Source organism: Microbacterium sp. BG28 (assembly GCF_034044005.1).
Lineage (GTDB): Bacteria > Actinomycetota > Actinomycetes > Actinomycetales > Microbacteriaceae > Microbacterium.
This window is the reverse complement of the sequence record NZ_JAXCHA010000002.1, coordinates 563,810-579,383: the sequence shown is the minus strand read 5'-3', so window position 1 is coordinate 579,383 and position 15,574 is coordinate 563,810. Positions and strand designations below refer to the sequence as shown.

General features: G+C 69.4%; 16 protein-coding genes. 6 read left to right on the top strand and 10 right to left on the bottom strand.

Annotated elements, in window-relative coordinates:
• Positions 1 to 58: 58 nt before the first annotated feature.
• The 4 genes from SK224_RS08680 to SK224_RS08665 form a co-directional block, all read right to left on the bottom strand.
• On the bottom strand, positions 59 to 1,678 hold the full coding sequence (locus tag SK224_RS08680; RefSeq protein WP_320434322.1) for an MFS transporter: 1,620 nt from the start codon (positions 1,676 to 1,678) through the stop codon (positions 59 to 61).
• 84 nt (positions 1,679 to 1,762) lie between these two features.
• Positions 1,763 to 3,220, bottom strand: a complete 1,458-nt coding sequence (gene rpsA, locus SK224_RS08675; protein ID WP_234075368.1) for a 30S ribosomal protein S1 — start codon at positions 3,218 to 3,220, stop codon at positions 1,763 to 1,765.
• Between the two features lie 215 nt (positions 3,221 to 3,435).
• Entirely contained in the window at positions 3,436 to 4,098 is a 663-nt protein-coding gene (gene deoC, locus SK224_RS08670) for a deoxyribose-phosphate aldolase (RefSeq protein WP_320434321.1), read from the bottom strand.
• Positions 4,095 to 4,505: a DUF3054 domain-containing protein gene (locus SK224_RS08665; protein WP_320434320.1), complete on the bottom strand. Its 411-nt coding sequence runs from the start codon at positions 4,503 to 4,505 to the stop codon at positions 4,095 to 4,097. The genes deoC and SK224_RS08665 overlap by 4 nt, the downstream gene beginning before the upstream one ends.
• A gap of 211 nt (positions 4,506 to 4,716) precedes the next feature.
• On the opposite strand from SK224_RS08665, the gene SK224_RS08660 reads away from it, so the two are divergent.
• Entirely contained in the window at positions 4,717 to 5,208 is a 492-nt protein-coding gene (locus tag SK224_RS08660; RefSeq protein WP_320434319.1) for an FBP domain-containing protein, read from the top strand.
• A 6-nt stretch (positions 5,209 to 5,214) separates the two neighbouring features.
• On the opposite strand, the gene SK224_RS08655 is transcribed toward SK224_RS08660, so the two are convergent.
• From SK224_RS08655 to SK224_RS08645, 3 genes are read right to left on the bottom strand one after another with little or no spacing between them, the layout of a single operon-like run.
• A complete protein-coding gene (locus SK224_RS08655) occupies positions 5,215 to 5,718 on the bottom strand; it encodes a GNAT family N-acetyltransferase (protein WP_320434318.1) in 504 nt (167 codons plus the stop codon).
• Positions 5,719 to 5,735: 17 nt separating this feature from the next.
• Entirely contained in the window at positions 5,736 to 6,434 is a 699-nt protein-coding gene (locus SK224_RS08650; RefSeq protein WP_320434317.1) for a CoA pyrophosphatase, read from the bottom strand.
• 19 nt (positions 6,435 to 6,453) lie between these two features.
• Positions 6,454 to 7,248 carry an isocitrate lyase/phosphoenolpyruvate mutase family protein gene (locus SK224_RS08645; RefSeq protein WP_320434316.1) on the bottom strand — a complete coding sequence of 265 codons (795 nt, stop codon included), beginning with the start codon at positions 7,246 to 7,248 and terminating at the stop codon, positions 6,454 to 6,456.
• Positions 7,249 to 7,418: 170 nt separating this feature from the next.
• Between SK224_RS08645 and SK224_RS08640 the strand changes: the two genes are divergently transcribed.
• Together SK224_RS08640 and msrA are read left to right on the top strand one after the other, a co-directional pair.
• Complete coding sequence (locus SK224_RS08640) at positions 7,419 to 8,906, top strand: MATE family efflux transporter (protein WP_320434315.1); 1,488 nt, start codon at positions 7,419 to 7,421, stop codon at positions 8,904 to 8,906.
• Positions 8,907 to 9,050: 144 nt separating this feature from the next.
• On the top strand, positions 9,051 to 9,602 hold the full coding sequence (gene msrA / locus SK224_RS08635) for a peptide-methionine (S)-S-oxide reductase MsrA (RefSeq protein ID WP_320434314.1): 552 nt from the start codon (positions 9,051 to 9,053) through the stop codon (positions 9,600 to 9,602).
• A 103-nt stretch (positions 9,603 to 9,705) separates the two neighbouring features.
• Here msrA and SK224_RS08630 read toward each other — a convergent pair whose 3' ends face one another.
• Positions 9,706 to 10,593 carry an aldo/keto reductase gene (locus SK224_RS08630; protein ID WP_320434313.1) on the bottom strand — a complete coding sequence of 296 codons (888 nt, stop codon included), beginning with the start codon at positions 10,591 to 10,593 and terminating at the stop codon, positions 9,706 to 9,708.
• Between the two features lie 203 nt (positions 10,594 to 10,796).
• Between SK224_RS08630 and SK224_RS08625 the strand changes: the two genes are divergently transcribed.
• Entirely contained in the window at positions 10,797 to 11,288 is a 492-nt protein-coding gene (locus tag SK224_RS08625; protein ID WP_320434312.1) for a hypothetical protein, read from the top strand.
• Between the two features lie 6 nt (positions 11,289 to 11,294).
• On the opposite strand, the gene SK224_RS08620 is transcribed toward SK224_RS08625, so the two are convergent.
• A complete protein-coding gene (locus tag SK224_RS08620) occupies positions 11,295 to 11,807 on the bottom strand; it encodes a glycine cleavage system protein R (protein ID WP_320434311.1) in 513 nt (170 codons plus the stop codon).
• A gap of 148 nt (positions 11,808 to 11,955) precedes the next feature.
• Here SK224_RS08620 and SK224_RS08615 point away from each other — a divergent pair, with 148 nt between their 5' ends.
• Positions 11,956 to 12,987, top strand: coding sequence for an LLM class flavin-dependent oxidoreductase (locus SK224_RS08615; protein ID WP_320434310.1), 1,032 nt, complete (start codon positions 11,956 to 11,958; stop codon positions 12,985 to 12,987).
• A 48-nt stretch (positions 12,988 to 13,035) separates the two neighbouring features.
• On the opposite strand, the gene SK224_RS08610 is transcribed toward SK224_RS08615, so the two are convergent.
• Complete coding sequence (locus SK224_RS08610; RefSeq protein WP_320434309.1) at positions 13,036 to 14,754, bottom strand: hypothetical protein; 1,719 nt, start codon at positions 14,752 to 14,754, stop codon at positions 13,036 to 13,038.
• 144 nt (positions 14,755 to 14,898) lie between these two features.
• Between SK224_RS08610 and SK224_RS08605 the strand changes: the two genes are divergently transcribed.
• Positions 14,899 to 15,555 carry a dihydrofolate reductase family protein gene (locus tag SK224_RS08605; protein WP_320434308.1) on the top strand — a complete coding sequence of 219 codons (657 nt, stop codon included), beginning with the start codon at positions 14,899 to 14,901 and terminating at the stop codon, positions 15,553 to 15,555.
• The last annotated feature ends 19 nt before the right edge of the window (positions 15,556 to 15,574 follow it).

Sequence of the window (15,574 nt, the reverse complement as noted above, 5' to 3'; positions counted from 1 at the left end):
CGGCGCGGACTTGCCCCCACCGCCTGCGCGTCCCATCGACGACCGGAGAGACGGAGCGTCACCGACCGGCGGACTCTGACCGCGGCGCATCATCGACCGCGTCGGCCGCCACGTATTCCGCGATGAGTATGTGCTCGCCCTGGTGCGACGGCAACAGCGCACGCACGAGGATCGCGCCGGAGACGATGGCGACCCCGCCGACCGCGTACGCCCACAGAGCACCGTCGACCAAGCTCTGCGTGGCGGCGGCGACGATCTCGGCGCGGTACTGCGGAAACTGATCTGCGACATGCAGCGCAGACGCGAACGACGCCTGCAATGCCGCCTGCACCTCTGCGGACACCTGCGACGCGGACGGCGAGGCGGCGATCGCCCGAGCGAATGCGCCGGCGAAACCGGTAGCCAGAATGGCGCCGAGCACGGCCTGCATGATCGAACCGCCGAGGTCGCGCTGGAGGTCCGAGGTCGCGGATGCCATTCCGACGCGCCGCACCGGCGTCGCGTCGGTGAGCGCACGGGATGCGGGGGTCATGGCGAAGCCCGCCCCGACCCCGATCGTGAAGAAGCCGACGCCGATCAGCCAGTAGGGCGTGTGCTCCCGCCAGAACAGGGTCGTGAGGAAACCTGCGAACACGAAGGCGTAACCGGCCAGCAGGGTCGTCCTCGACCCGCGTGTCGTGACCATCCGCGCAGACACCGGCGCCGCGATCAACAGCCCGGCCGCGGCCGGCACGACCGCCAGTCCCGCCGCGAGAGTGTCATAGCCGAGGATGTTCTGCAGGAACTGCTGGCCCACGAACATCGCCCCCATCAGCGAGCCGAAGACGACCATCCCCGCGACCGCGGGCACCCAGAACATCCGGCGTCGGGCGATGGCGAGGTCGTACAGGGGTGACGCGGCCGCGCGTTGTCGCCATACGAAACAGGCGAGCAGCGCGACCGCGAATGCAAGGCTGACCCCGCCCGCGAGGCGTTGCTCGGGTGCGGCGATGATCCCCACCCCGACGACGAGAGCCGCGACGCCCAACACCGACAAGACTCCGCCGACATGATCGACCGGTTCCGTCGACTCGCGGATGTGGGAGGGGACGACGGCGAGGACCAGGATGAAACCGACGGCGGCGATGGGGGCGGCCAGCAGGAACGCCGCCTGCCAGTGGAAGACCTCGAGCACGAGGCCGGCTGCAACAGCGCCGAGCACTCCCGACATCGCGCTGACGCTGGACCACAGGGCGATCGCGCCGGTACGGGCCGGCCCGCGCGACCACAGCGCCGTGATCAACGACAGCGTGGTCGGGTAGGCCATGCCCGCCGCCACGCCGGTGAAGACGCGAGCCGCGATGAGCCAGTCGAGCGAGGGGGCCGCGGCCGCCGCGAAGCTGGCGACGACGGTGAGCGCGAGCCCGAGGAGGAGCATCTGCTTGCGGCCGTATCGGTCCGCGAGGGCCCCGAGGTACAGGACGGACATCGCGAGACCGAGGGAGCAGCCGAGCGCGACGAGGTTCAGACCGGTCTGACCGGCAGCGAAGTCGTCACCGATCTCCGGCAGGGCGATGTTAGCGGCCGCGAGGTTGAGGTTGCACACAAGTGCCGCGAGGACGAGAGCAGCGAGCACGAGACCGGGGCGCGGCGGCACGCCACTGCTCTCGTCGACATCCGTCGTTCGCCCCGCTGTCATGGGCCCACCCTATCGACGCCGCCGGCACGAGGAGAGGGCCGGGATCCGAAGATCCCGGCCCTCTCACATGAGGATGTCAGTCGATCAACGACCCGACAGCTTCTCGCGCAGAGCCGCGAGAGCCTCGTCGTCGGCGAGGGTGCCCGCGGGGCCCGACTCGCTCGAGTAGGAGGACGAGCCGCTGGCCTCGACGGTGCCGACGTTGTTGGCCTCCGCCTCCTGAGCCTTGATGACGGCAGCCTTGTGGGCCTCCCAGCGACCCTGAGCAGCGGCGTACTCCTGCTCCCAGGCCTCGCGCTGAGCGTCGAAGCCTTCCTTCCAGGCGTTGGTCTCGGGGTCGAAGCCCTCGGGGTACTTGTACTCGCCGTTCTCGTCGTACTCCGTGACCATGCCGTAGAGGGCCGGGTCGAACTCGGTGCCGTACGGGTCGACCGACTCGTTCGCCTGCTTGAGCGAGAGCGAGATACGACGACGCTCGAGGTCGATGTCGATGACCTTGACGAAGACCTCTTCGCCCACCGACACGACCTGCTCGGCCAGCTCGACGTGCTTGCCCGACAGCTCGGAGATGTGCACAAGACCCTCGATGCCGTCTGCGACGCGGACGAACGCACCGAACGGAACGAGCTTGGTGACCTTACCGGGCGTGACCTGGCCGATGGCGTGGGTACGCGCGAAGACCTGCCACGGGTCCTCCTGGGTCGCCTTCAGCGACAGCGAGACGCGCTCGCGGTCGAGGTCGACCTCGAGGATCTCGACGGTGACCTCCTGGCCGACCTCGACGACCTCGGAGGCGTGCTCGATGTGCTTCCAGGAGAGCTCGGAGACGTGCACGAGGCCGTCCACGCCGCCCAGGTCGACGAACGCACCGAAGTTGACGATCGACGAGACCGTGCCCTTGCGGACCTGACCCTTGTGCAGGTTGTTGAGGAAGTTGGAGCGCGACTCCGACTGCGTCTGCTCGAGCAGAGCGCGGCGCGACAGGACCACGTTGTTGCGGTTCTTGTCGAGTTCGAGGATCTTCGCCTCGAGCTCCTGACCGAGGTACGGGGTGAGATCGCGGACGCGGCGCAGCTCGATGAGCGATGCGGGCAGGAAGCCACGCAGGCCGATGTCGACGATGAGGCCACCCTTGACGACCTCGATCACCTGACCGGTGACGACGCCGTCGTTCTCCTTGATCTTCTCCACGTCGCCCCACGCGCGCTCGTACTGCGCACGCTTCTTGGACAGGATGAGGCGACCTTCCTTGTCCTCCTTCTGGAGAACCAGGGCCTCGACGTGGTCGCCGACGTTGACGACCTCGTTGGGGTCCACGTCGTGCTTGATGGAGAGCTCGCGCGAGGGGATCACGCCCTCGGTCTTGTACCCGACGTCGAGGAGGACCTCGTCGCGGTCGATCTTCACCACGGTGCCCTCGATGAGGTCGCCGTCGTTGAAGAACTTCAGGGTCTTCTCGACCGCGGCCAGGAAGTCCTCGGCAGATCCGATGTCGTTGATCGCGACCTGCTTGGTGGCCGGGGCGGTCGTTGCGGTAGTCATGTAGTGGGTAGTCCTTGTTGGATTGGGGTCTCAGGCTCCGAGCGCACGCGCATGCGGCGGACGAAGCGGATTGTCTGGTTTCTCGTCACCCTGCGCGCACCATCGGGCGCGCCACACGAGTGACGATCAAGGCTATCAGAGCCAGGCACCGCGATCCAGCGCCCCGAAGAGCGCCGTCATCTCGCGTCATCGTGTTGCGTCGTCCGCCGCGCGCGTCAGTACGAGCCCGACGCGGCCGTCCCCTCGACGACGGCGCGCGTGCTCGAGAGGCCGAGGCGCGTGGCACCGGCGGCGATCATCGCCTCTGCGTCCTCGCGCGTGCGGATCCCCCCCGAGGCCTTGACCTCCAGGCGGTCCCCCACGGTCTGCTTCATCAGCTCGACCGCGTGAACGGAGGCACCGCCCGAGGGGTGGAAGCCCGTCGACGTCTTCACGAAGTCGGCCCCCGCCCGCTCGGCAGCCTGCGAGACGGCAACGATGGCTGCGTCGCTCAGCGCGGCCGACTCGATGATGACCTTCAACACGACCGGAGCCGGGGCGGCCTCGCGAACCGCACGGATGTCCGACTCGACCGCGTCGTAGCGTGCCTCGATCGCCGCACCCACGTCGATGACCATGTCGATCTCGTCCGCGCCCTCGGATGCCGCCAGCGCCGCCTCCGCCGCCTTGATCTGCGAGTGGTGCTTGCCGCTCGGGAACCCGACGACTACCGCCAGCTTCAGCCCGTCCGGGACGTTGACGGGAAGCACCGAGGGAGACAGGCACACGCTGTAGGCGCCGAGCGCCGCAGCTTCCGCGATCGTCGCCGCGACATCGGCCGTGGTGGCCTCCGGCTTGAGCAGCGTGTGGTCGACGTATCGGGCGATGTTCTTGATCATGCCTTCATGTTCTCATCCGCGGCGGCCGTCACGGATCGACCCGACCGGCGTCGCACCATGCTCACCACCGCGCGCCAGCCGACCAGCAGCACGCCGAGGGCGACCGACGCGACCACGATGAATGCGGGCGCCGTGCCCTGGCCCGCCAGAATCCGCAGCAGCATGCCCCCGGCCACGGTCGCGACCCAGACGGGCACTCCCGTGCGCAGCACGGCGAACGGCCGGCGCCACGCGAGCGAGATTCCCCAGCCGGCGGCGAGTGCGGCGAGGAACGGCCACGCGGTGAGGAACAGCCCCCGCAGCGGCGACTCTTCGTGACTCGCGCGACCGATGGCGCAGAAGACGATCACCAGGACAACGTCCGCCACGACGGCGAGGAGGATGCGTCCACGCATACGGCTGAGCACGTCACCAGAGTACGGCGCCTGCACACCGGCGACGGCGTACAGTGGTCGGCGTGATTCGTGATCTGCAGCCCGCAGGGCGTCAGGAGGTCTCCGGCGCGCATCGCGCCGGCGACAGATGAGGGTCGAGCCTCCCGGGCTCCTCTGCATCTGCGTCGGCGATCGACCGACGTCCCACCCGCCGCTTCGGCGGCACGCACACGAAAGCACCGTCATGACCCCTGTGGACGACGCCCGCATCCGGGCAAGTTTCGTCAACGCATCTTTGCGCGAGCGCAAAGCCGTTCTCCTCCCGCCGACCCTCGAGACGGTGTCATGGGACGACCTGGACTATCTCGGCTGGCGCGACCCCAAACAGCCGAAGATGGGCTACGCCGTCGCCGAGGTCGAGGGCCGGCCGATCGGCGTGATCCTGCGCGAAGCCGACAGCCGGCCCCGCACGCGCGCGCAATGCGCGTGGTGCAACGACGTCGAGCTGCCGAACGACGTTTCGCTGTTCGTCGCCCGCCGCGCTGGCGACGCCGGTCGCCGCGGCGACACGGTGGGAACCCTCATCTGCGCCGGCTTCGAGTGCTCGCGCAACGTCCGTCGCCTGCCGCCCTCCGCCTACCTCGGTTTCGACCGGGAGGCGGCGCGGGATCGACGCATCGAAGCTCTCCGCGAGAACGTCACGGCTTTCCTGCGCGATGTGCGAGGCGCCGCCTGACGCGGATCAGCTCTCGCTCACACGACGCAGCGCTTCTCCCGTGAGGCGCTGCGTCGTCCACTCCGCCATCGGCGCTGCATCCAGCGAGCGATAGAACGCGATCGCGGGTTCGTTCCAGTCCAGCACCGTCCACTCCAGACGCGTGTACCCGCGGTCGACGCAGAGCGCCGCCAACGATCCGATCAACGCTCGACCGAAGCCGCGCCCACGCTCCGACTCGGCGACGAAGAGGTCTTCCAGCCAGATCCCGTGCCGGCCCGTCCACGTGGAGTAGGTGAGGAACCAGATCGCGATGCCGACGACCGCGCCGGCGCGCTCCACGACGTGCGCCCAGACGCGCGGCTCGGGTCCGAAAAGCGCCTCCGTGAGCGCCTCCTCGGTGTTCGCCACCGCGTCCGGTTCGTCCTCGTACCGCGCGAGATCGTGGATGCGAGCGAGAATCCCCGGTTCGTCACCCGGGCGTGCGGCGCGCAGTTGCGCGCCGTCGGGCAGATCCAGAGGCAACGACATGCCTCGAGTCTGGCGCATCACGTCGGCAGAGCGAACTCACGCGACCGGTCCCAGGGCTCCGTCCATGCGAGGCGATCGAAGACGGCGTCCAGCAGCAGAGCGGTGAAGCCCCAGACGAGGAACTCGCCTGCGGCGTCGTCCACGAGGAACGCAGGTCCACGCCACTCTCGACCGTCGCGTCGCAGAACCGTGACGCCCCGGCGAGCGGGGTCGAGCAGATCCGCGACCGGGGCGCGGAAGACCGCCGCCGACTCGGCGACATCCACCACGCCGACGGGTGAGGGCCTCTGCCACCAGGCGAGCACCGGAGTGACGACGTGTTGTGAGAACGCGAGCGGCACGGCGGGGAGAACACCCAGGACCTCGACGCCTGCAGGGTCCAGACCGGTCTCCTCGCGTGCCTCGCGCAGTGCCGCGGCCACCGGGCCGTCGTCGCCGGGTTCGAGCCGGCCGCCCGGGAACGCGACCTGACCGGGATGGGCGCGCAGCGTCGCCGCCCGTGACAGCAGCAGCACATCGAGGTCGGCCGACACGGCTTCGTCGGCCGCGGAGCGCGCCGCAGGGTGCGCATCGAGCACACCGAACAGCATGAGGACGGCCGCCGCCCGATCCGACGGTGCCGGCGCGGGCAGCTCCGCGACCCGGAGACCGTCCGTGCCGCGCGCGAGGGCGGCGAGTTCGGCTCGGGCGCCTCCCGCCCCGTTCGCACCGCTCATGACGCTGATCGCCGCCCGCTCAGTTCAGCGCGCGGGTCGTGCCAGCGATGGCTCCGTCGGCGTACAGGTCTTGGGCGAGGTCCTGGAGCGCCGTCAGCGCCACGCGCTGTGTGGTGGGTCCGTAGGAGATGCGTGCGACGCCGAGGGCCTCGTACTCGGCGGCGGTCAGCGCACCGGGAAGTCCGATGACGCTCACCTTCCGCTCCCCGATCCCTTCGACGAGCCGGCCGGCCACCGCGGCGTCGAGGATGCCGGGGACGAACACCACATCGGCGCCCGCCTCGAGGTAGGCGCGGCCGCGCTCGATCGCATCCGCGATGGACTCCTCGACGGGGCGCCCGCCCGCCCGGACGAACGCATCGGTGCGAGCGTTCAGGGCGAAGGGTATCCCTTCTGCATCCGCCGCGGCCGTGATCGCAGCGACACGCGCGACGGCCTCGTCGAGCGGCCGCAGCCGGTCTTCGACGTTGGCCCCCACCACGCCCACGCCGATGGCGCGACGGACGGTTTCTCCGGGATCCGCGTAGCCGTCGTCGAGGTCCGCGGTCACGGGGACGTCTCCCGCCGCCCGGACGATCCGCGAGACCATGTCGAGCGTCGTCTCCAGCGGGATGGCGCCGTCGTCGTAGCCGAAGCTCGCCGCGATCGAATGGCCGGCCGTGGCGATCGCGCGCGTCTCGGGCAGGGCGAGCACTGCCCGCGCCGAAACGACGTCCCACACGTTCACGACACGAAGGATGTCGGATGCCGCGTGCAGCTCGCGCAGTCGCGACGCGCGCTCGGCAAGGGTCAAGGACGGGGTATCGGTGGTCATCCCCTCACGCTAGAGCACACACCGTGCGCCGGACCGATCGCGCCGGCGACGCAGCTCTCCCCATCCGCGGCGCCCAGACCACTGGCGTGTTCTCGAATCGATTCGATATCCTGATCGACGCGGTCGATCGAACCGCCGTCATCACCGCACGATCTCGAGAGCTCTTTCGCATGTCCACCTCACTGACCACGGGCAGCCCCTGGCGCGTCATCCTCCTCTTCTCCGTCCCCCTGCTCATCGGCAACGTGGTGCAGCAGCTTTACCAGGTGGTCGATGCGATCGTGGTCGGGCGGGAGTTGGGCGTGGACGCGCTCGCCGCCGTCGGCGCGACCGGCAGTCTGCTGTTTCTGCTCATCGGATTCGCGTGGGGTCTGACCTCGGGCTTCGCCATCCCCACGGCACAGGCGTTCGGAGCCGGAGATGCAGCCGCGGTGCGGCGCTCGGTCGCCACCGGCGCGATGCTGACAGCCGCGACCAGCGCCATCCTCACGGTCGGTGCGCCACTCGTGTCGCGTCCTCTGCTCCAGATGCTGCAGACTCCCCCGGAACTCCTCGACAACGCGACCGTCTTCGCGCAGGTGAGCTTCCTGGGCGCAGCGGCGACGATGTTCTTCAACTACCTCGCGGCCACCATCCGCGCCATCGGCGACGCGCGCACCCCGCTCGTGTTCCTCACGGTCGCGTGCCTCTTGAACGCCGGACTCGTCGTGCTCATGGTGGGACCTCTCGCATGGGGCGTCGCGGGAGCCGCCGTCGCGACCGTCGTCTCGCAGGCAGTGTCCGTGCTGCTGTGCCTCGCGTACGTGCGCCGGCGCGTACCGATCCTGCATCTGAGCCGGGCCGACTGGCGGATCACCCGGGCCGACATCTCGCTGCACCTGCGGCTCGGACTGCCCATGGGATTCCAGGCCTCGATCATCGCCATCGGCACGCTGGCGGTGCAGGTGCGTTTGAACGAGCTGGGCGCGGATGCGGTCGCCGCGTACACCGCCGCGGCGCGAGTGGATGGACTCGCCGTCGCGCTGCTTCAGTCCCTCGGGCTGGCCGTGTCCATGTTCGTCGCGCAGAACTTCGGGGGCGGCCGTCCCGACCGCATCCGCGCCGGGGTGCGCCAGGCATCCTGGCTCGCCATCGCCGGAGCCGTCGCGCTCGGCGGCCTGCTCATCACGTTCGGCGCCCCCATCGTGCGCCTCTTCGTCGGAGACACCGCACCGCAGGTCGTCGATCTCGCCGCGCTCAACCTCGTGATCAATGGCGCGAGCTACACGTTCCTCGGGATCCTGTTCGTCCTCCGCGGCGCACTCCAGGGCCTGAGCCACACCGTGATCCCCACCCTCACGGGAGTGATCGAACTCGTGATGCGGGTGGGCGCCGCCATCGCGCTCGGAGCCGCATTCGGGTTCGCCGGCGTCGCCTTCAGCAACCCGCTCGCGTGGCTCGGGGCCGTGGTCGTCCTCATCCCGGCGTACGTGCGCGCTCACCGCCGCCTCGCCCACGATCCCATCTCTCGCGTGGACCACGTCTCCCCCGAGACGACGCCCATCCCGGTCGTGGGCCCGACCAGCGGCTCCATGGTCGTGGATGCGATCGTCACGCGTCCGATCCCCATCACTCCCACCCGCATGAGGGGGCGGCTGCTGCGCTCACGCCGCCGCTGACGAGATTGTCGGGTGCGGGACCAAAACCGTGGGGAGCGTTGTTGTATCCGACGATGCCGCCGACCGGCCGCATCGCAGACCGGCGGATCTACACTCGTGAAAGCCATCACGCAGCGACGATCCGTCCGACAAGGAGTAGTCAGCATGACCACCGACAACGGAACCATCACGCAGATCCCCGGCACAGAGACCGCCGTGCTCGCGGGCGGGTGCTTCTGGGGCATGGAGGACCTCATCCGTCGTCAGCCCGGCGTTCTCGACACACGCGTGGGATACACCGGCGGGCAGAACGATCACGCGACCTACCGCAACCACCCCGGCCATGCGGAGGCCGTCGAGATCGTGTTCGACCCGACCAAGACGACGTATCGCGACATCCTCGCGTTCTTCTTCCAGATCCACGACCCGTCGACCCTGAACCGCCAGGGCAACGACATCGGCACGAGCTACCGCTCGGCGATCTTCCCGCTCAGCGAGCAGCAGGAGCAGATCGCCCGCGACACCATCGCGGATGTGGACGCCTCGGGCCTGTGGCCGGGAAAGGCCGTGACGACGATCGAGTCGGCGGGCCCGTTCTGGGAGGCGGAGCCCGAGCACCAGGACTACCTCCAGCGCATCCCGAACGGCTACACCTGCCACTTCCCGCGCCGGGGCTGGGTGCTGCCCCGCCGAGAGAGCGCCGCGACGCCGGTCTGATGCAGTCGGATGCGGCGAGTACACGCCCGCCGCATCCGCTGCTGCCATCAGCGCCGAGAGGGGGTGGACATCATCGATGCCCACCCCCTCTCGTTCGGATGCGTCAGTTCAGGTCGTTCGGGTGCGTCCCGACACGGCCAGATCCGTCACCCGGGTCGAGTGCCGTGATCGCGGCGACCTCATCGTCGGAGAGCTCGAAGTCGAACAGATCGAGGTTTTCCGCCATCCGGTCGCGATTCACCGTCTTCGGGAACACGATGTTGCCGACCTGGAGGTGCCAGCGCAGGACGACCTGGGCGGGCGTCTTGGCGTGCGATGCCGCGGCGTCGTGGATCGCCGGGGTGCCGAACAGGTCGTACTTGCCCTGCCCCAGCGGCCCCCATGCCTCGATATGCACGTCGTTGTCCTTCGCCCAGGCGACGACCTCGCGCTGCTGATATGCGGGGTGCAACTCGATCTGATTGACGGCGGGCACCTTGCCGGTCGCTGCGACGAGTCGTTCGAGGTGCTCGACGAGGTGGTTGGAGACGCCGATGGAGCGGGCGAGTCCGGCTTCGTTGAACGAGACGAGCTGCTCCCACGCGTGCACGTAGTTGTCGTTCGCCGGCGCGGGCCAGTGCACGAGGTAGAGGTCGACGTGGTCGAGGCCGAGCTTGGTCAGACTCTCCTCGAGAGCCTGCTTCGGCTGCGAGCCGGCCTGGCGGTCGTTCCAGAGCTTCGTCGTGATGAACAGCTCGTCGCGCCGGATGCCGCTGGCCGCGATGGCGCGGCCCACGCCTTCCTCATTGCCGTAGATCGCGGCAGTGTCGATGTGCCGGTATCCGAGTTCGAGGGCTTCGGAGACGAATCGCTCCGTCTGAGCGGGGTCCACTTTGAAGACGCCGTATCCGAGCTGCGGGATGTCGTGCCCCGAGTTGAGGGCGATCGAGGGGATACGCCCCGCGTTCTCCCGCTTCGCTTCGGCGCGGTGATCTGCGTGATGTTCTGCCATGTCTCCAGCGTACGAAGCGGACGCGACATAGGGGCCGGGCTTGCGCGATCGCGCGATATACCGCAGCAGTTTTTCGGTGGATGACCGGGCGATCCGACATTCGCCGCACCCGCTGTCGCGCCGGCTCGCGTTGACGTCACGGGACGTCCGGAGAATGATGGAAGGACCCCGAACGCCGGTATATCTACCGAAGGAAGACCTCTATGCCCGCGCCCCGACCGCTCGTGACCGCGATGGTCGCGTCGGCAGGTGCGCTCGTGCTCTCCTGCCTGAGCGCGTTCGCGCTCACCGGTGCCGACGCCGAGACCTCGCCTCGCGCGGCGAGCACCGACCGCGCGCTGCCCCCCATCGCATTGAGCGCTCCCGCGTCCCTGGAGGCCGCGATCGGCACGGAGCCGACCCCGATCTACGAGCCTCCCGCACAGGACGACACCACCCCGGCGCTGCCCCGCCGCGAGCGCGGCACCCCGCCCACAGTCGGACGCGTTCCGCAGCCTGCGCCTGCTCCCGCGCCGGCACCGCCCGTCGCCCCCGCGCCGACCCCGGAGCCCACCCCGTCTCCGACGATCGAGCCCACGCCGTCGCCCGAGCCGACGACGACGCCGACGCCCGGTCCGCCCGCCGAAGGGCCGGAGCAACCGGCCTCCGGCGTGCTCGCCCCTGACGAGTCGTCCGAGGCGTTTCGGGACGACTGAGGGCCGTCATCCGGTGGGGACGACGGTCGCCTCCACCTGAATGTCCACCGCGATCGATTCGATCGCCGCCACGACCTCCGTCACGGAAGTGTCGCCGGGCACTGCCGCCAAGATCTCCGCCTGGAACAGTCGACCGCCCGACATCGCCGCATCCTGGGTCAGTGTCGTCATCCGGATGACGCTGACGCCACGCTCGCCCAGCGCGCTGGTCACCTCACGCACGATTCCGACGCGGTCGTTGCCCATCACGCGGATGGTGAGTTCGCTCCGCGCGACGAGGGACCCGCCGGGCGTGACGACCACGATGCTCGCCAACCCGTCCAGTGCCTTCAGCGCGTCCCGCAACTCCTCGGCGCGGGACGGAGCGACCTCCACCTGGATTACGCCGGCGAAGGTGCCCGCCAGCTCCGCGAGCTCGCTGTTCTCCCAGTTGCCGCCGTGCGCGCCGATCACCTCGGCGACCGCGGACACGATGCCCGCACGGTCGACGCCGACGACGGTGAGCACAAGCGTTGTCATGGCGCCAGCGTAGCCACGGCGCCCCGTCCTCGGAATCCATCCAGCGGATGTCGAACTCCCGGCTTCGCACGACGCCGGCGGATGAGGGCCGCCGAGAAGGAGATCGATTCACCGGAATGCTTTCTCGCTCCGTATCGTTGACCACGATATGGAACGCTTCGGAACACTGTCCTTCGGGCACTATGGCCCTCTCGGCGGCGGACGCATCCTCACCGCGCGCGATTCGATGCTCCAGGCGATCGACCTCGCGGTGGGCATGGATGAGCTCGGTGTGGACGGCGTCTACTTCCGGGTTCACCACTTCGCGCGTCAGCAAGGCTCGCCCATGCCGCTGCTCGCAGCGATCGCCGCACGAACCTCGCGCATCGAGGTGGGAACCGGCGTGATCGACATGCGCTACGAGAACCCGCTCTACCTGGCCGAAGAGGCGGCGGCCGTCGACCTGATGAGCGACGGCCGACTCGCGCTCGGCGTCAGCCGCGGGTCACCCGAGTCTGTGGTGCGCGGCTACGAGACCTTCGGATACACGGGCTCCGAGGATCCGCGCGGCGCCGATATCGCGCGTCGACACTTCGAGCTGTTCCTCCGCGCGATCGATGGCGAGCCACTCGCGGAGCGCGACGCGAACAGTCCCTTCGGCGGCGGGACCGGAATGCAGGCGATCGAACCGCAATCTCCAGGGCTCCGCTCCCGGGTGTGGTGGGGCGCCGGCAACCGCGACACGGCCGAATGGGCGGGACGCGTGGGCGTCAATCTCATGTCGTCGACGCTGCTCACTGAGGCCGACGGCACGCCCTTCGATCTCCTCCAGGCACAGCAGATCGACGCGTTCCGGGCCGCGTGGCGCGAGGCCGGCCATGCGGGCGCACCGCGCGTCTCGGTCAGCCGCAGTATTTTCCCGATCACGACGGCCGAGGATGCCATGTACTTCGGCGGGTCGCAGGGCGGCGATCAGATCGGCGTCATCGACGGCATGCGCTCGACGTTCGGCAAGACCTACGCCGCCGAGCCAGATGTGCTCGTGGAACAGCTGCTCCAGGATGCGGCGATCCAGTCCGCCGACACACTGATGCTCACCATCCCCAGCCAGCTGGGTGTGGAGTTCAACCTGCGCGTCGTGGAGTCGTTCGCAAAGTACGTCGCGCCCGCGCTGGGCTGGAAGATCCCGCTCTCGGCCTGAGTCCGCTCCCGCGCACCCGCGACCGTCGAACGAGCACAGGGCGCACCGTCAGCCTGCGGCGGGCAGAACCGAATCGAGCACGACGTCGTCGCCCTGCTGGCTGATGGCGATCCCCGGGGCTCTCGTCCCGAGCCCGGCGGAACGTCCGGCGGATGCAGCGAGAGCGCCGCGCGACGAAACCCGAACACGCACCCGACCGTCCGTCGTCCCCGAGATCGCGACGGCGGCGACCCGCGCCGCGGAATGCTTGACCGCGTTCACGAGGGCTTCGTTGACCGCGTAGATCGCGCGATCGGCCGTCGCCGGATCAGTCAGAGCGAGCGTCGCCGCCGTGTCGAGCTCGAGCGTCGTCGCGACGACACCGCTCCAGGCGGACAGCAGTCCGTCGAGAGATCCGGCGAGGCCCGACGCGGGCGCTCCCTCCGGGCCCGACCGGCGGTCGAGGATGGCGTCGAAGGCATCGTCCGTTTGCGCACGGAACACCTCGATCTCCTCGGCGGAGGGCGATCCGTCGTCCGCTTGAGCCGCCAGGATGACGCATCTGCCCTGCACCCGACCATGGAGCAGACTCGATGCGCGGGCGAGTCGGTCGCCCGCCTGAGCCTGTCGCGCCGCCACATGCTGTGCGACGCGCGCCAACACACGGGCCGAGCGGTACTCGGCGGAGCGCACCCGCCGCATCGCGTCCACGCACAGCGAGAGCGCCATCGCAGCGGCCGGAATGGCCACGACGCCGACCACACTGAGCATCCTGACATCGGGGAAGAGGGAGAACGTGAGAAGCGCGACGCCGATCCCGGCCAGCAGCCATGTCCCGATGAATGCGGCGGGCCTCACGGAGCCGGGCGTCGCCCCGCGCAGGCGAGGAAGACGGGTCACCGCTCCCGCGGTGACATCGATCAGGCACACGCCGAGGTAGCCGATGCCGACGATGGCGGGCGGTCCGGCGGTGAGCGCGAACGGCAGCGAGGCGATGTTGTATACGAGCGCGACGACGAGCCAGGGAGTCGGGATCAGAATCCACGGTGGCCGACCGGCCGGTGCCGCATATCTGCTCTCGGCGAGTGCCTTCGGGAGAGCTCCCGCATCCTCCGCCTGCCCGGCCAACCGGTGGCTCGTCTCCCGCACCTGCCCGGCGTACGCCCGCACGGTGTCGAAGTCGACGCGACCCTCCAGCATCGCGTCCCGGCCCGCTCGCAGCTCGATCACCGTATCGGCCAGGACGGCGTCCGTCTGGGTCACACGTTCCTGCGCACGCGCCAGGCGCTCGCGCATCAATACCAGGGCATCAGACAGGCGCTGTGCGACGAGACGGCGACGCGCGAACTGCGTCGTCGCGACCCCGACGACCCCGAACACCACCAGCGTCGTGACGACGTTCGTGAGCGTCCGTGGACCCCACCCGCCCGTCGTCGGAGTGTCCCACAGCAGCACGCTCACGGCGTTGTTGACGGGCGCGCGCACGAGTGCCGCAACAACCAATGCGGCCAGAACCACGACCGCCCGCGCACGAGGCGCCTTCAGCCGACGCTCGGCGGCGGCCGCCGGCAACACGATCAGCGAGAGCACGATCCAGCCGAGAGCACCGACCAGCACGGCAGCGGCGTACCCCTGCAACGTCGCATCGGCGATCGTCGGGACGCTGACCGTGCTGGCGACGATGAAGGACAGAAGGGCGCTCCACCGTGTCAGGAACGCTCCGCCGGAGACCGCGTCAGCGAACGTCAGGAAGGCACGGCGGATCGCCTCGCGCACCCGACGCACCATGCTGCACCCCCTCTGGCGTACGCGTGCCACCGGAATCATCGTGCCCCGCATCCGCTCCCCCCGGCAAGCAGGTGATCACCGCGGCTGACAACCCGTCGCCGTGTCGGATGTTGACAGACGCTGCCCTCGGCCGGATCCTCAAGTGTGACCCGCGTACGCCTCGACCTCAACATCTCCCTGGACGGATTCGCCACAACGACGGACCAGACGCCGGAGAATCCGTTCGGTGACGACTGGGGACGACTCACCTCCGCCTACGTCGCGACCCGGACCTTCCGACGCCGCGTGCTCCACGACGAGAGCGGCTCAGGGACGGCAGGCGTCGACGACGCGTACGCGGCACGCTACTTCGAAGGCATCGGCGCCGAGATCATGGGCGCGGGGATGTTCGGCCTTCATCTGTACGGCGACGACCCGGAGTGGCGCGGATGGTGGGGGGACGAACCTCCCTTCGAGGTCCCTGTCTTCGTCCTCACGCATCGCCAGCGCCCCACGATCGAGATGGCGAACGGCACCGTCTTCCATTTCGTCCAGGACACGCCGGCAGCCGTCCTCGCTCGGGCGATCGAGGCCGCGGGCGGTGCGGACGTGCGGATCGGCGGCGGTGCCAGCACGGCGCGGGAGTTCCTCCGTGCAGGACTCGTCGATGACCTACATGTCGGCATCTCACCCCTCATCCTCGGCGACGGAATCCGACTCTGGGACGACCTCCGCGGGTGGGAGGCGGACTACGAAGCCACCAGCGAGTCGGCGCCCGACGGTGTCACGCACCTGACCTTCCGCCGCAGTCCGCGCCCCTGAGCCGATCGGCACCCGTCGC

Excerpts from the sequence above, each read along its gene's own strand:
- SK224_RS08615 (WP_320434310.1), top strand. The coding sequence starts at position 11,956 with ATGGAACGCTTCGGAACACTGTCCTTCGGGCACTATGGCCCTCTCGGC.
- SK224_RS08630 (WP_320434313.1), bottom strand. The coding sequence starts at position 10,593 with ATGGCAGAACATCACGCAGATCACCGCGCCGAAGCGAAGCGGGAGAAC.
- deoC (WP_320434321.1), bottom strand. The coding sequence starts at position 4,098 with ATGATCAAGAACATCGCCCGATACGTCGACCACACGCTGCTCAAGCCG.
- SK224_RS08610 (WP_320434309.1), bottom strand. The coding sequence starts at position 14,754 with ATGGTGCGTCGGGTGCGCGAGGCGATCCGCCGTGCCTTCCTGACGTTC.
- SK224_RS08625 (WP_320434312.1), top strand. The coding sequence starts at position 10,797 with ATGCCCGCGCCCCGACCGCTCGTGACCGCGATGGTCGCGTCGGCAGGT.
- SK224_RS08640 (WP_320434315.1), top strand. The coding sequence starts at position 7,419 with ATGTCCACCTCACTGACCACGGGCAGCCCCTGGCGCGTCATCCTCCTC.
- msrA (WP_320434314.1), top strand. The coding sequence starts at position 9,051 with ATGACCACCGACAACGGAACCATCACGCAGATCCCCGGCACAGAGACC.
- SK224_RS08650 (WP_320434317.1), bottom strand. The coding sequence starts at position 6,434 with ATGAGCGGTGCGAACGGGGCGGGAGGCGCCCGAGCCGAACTCGCCGCC.
- SK224_RS08660 (WP_320434319.1), top strand. The coding sequence starts at position 4,717 with ATGACCCCTGTGGACGACGCCCGCATCCGGGCAAGTTTCGTCAACGCA.
- SK224_RS08645 (WP_320434316.1), bottom strand. The coding sequence starts at position 7,248 with ATGACCACCGATACCCCGTCCTTGACCCTTGCCGAGCGCGCGTCGCGA.
- SK224_RS08680 (WP_320434322.1), bottom strand. The coding sequence starts at position 1,678 with ATGACAGCGGGGCGAACGACGGATGTCGACGAGAGCAGTGGCGTGCCG.
- SK224_RS08655 (WP_320434318.1), bottom strand. The coding sequence starts at position 5,718 with ATGTCGTTGCCTCTGGATCTGCCCGACGGCGCGCAACTGCGCGCCGCA.
- SK224_RS08620 (WP_320434311.1), bottom strand. The coding sequence starts at position 11,807 with ATGACAACGCTTGTGCTCACCGTCGTCGGCGTCGACCGTGCGGGCATC.
- rpsA (WP_234075368.1), bottom strand. The coding sequence starts at position 3,220 with ATGACTACCGCAACGACCGCCCCGGCCACCAAGCAGGTCGCGATCAAC.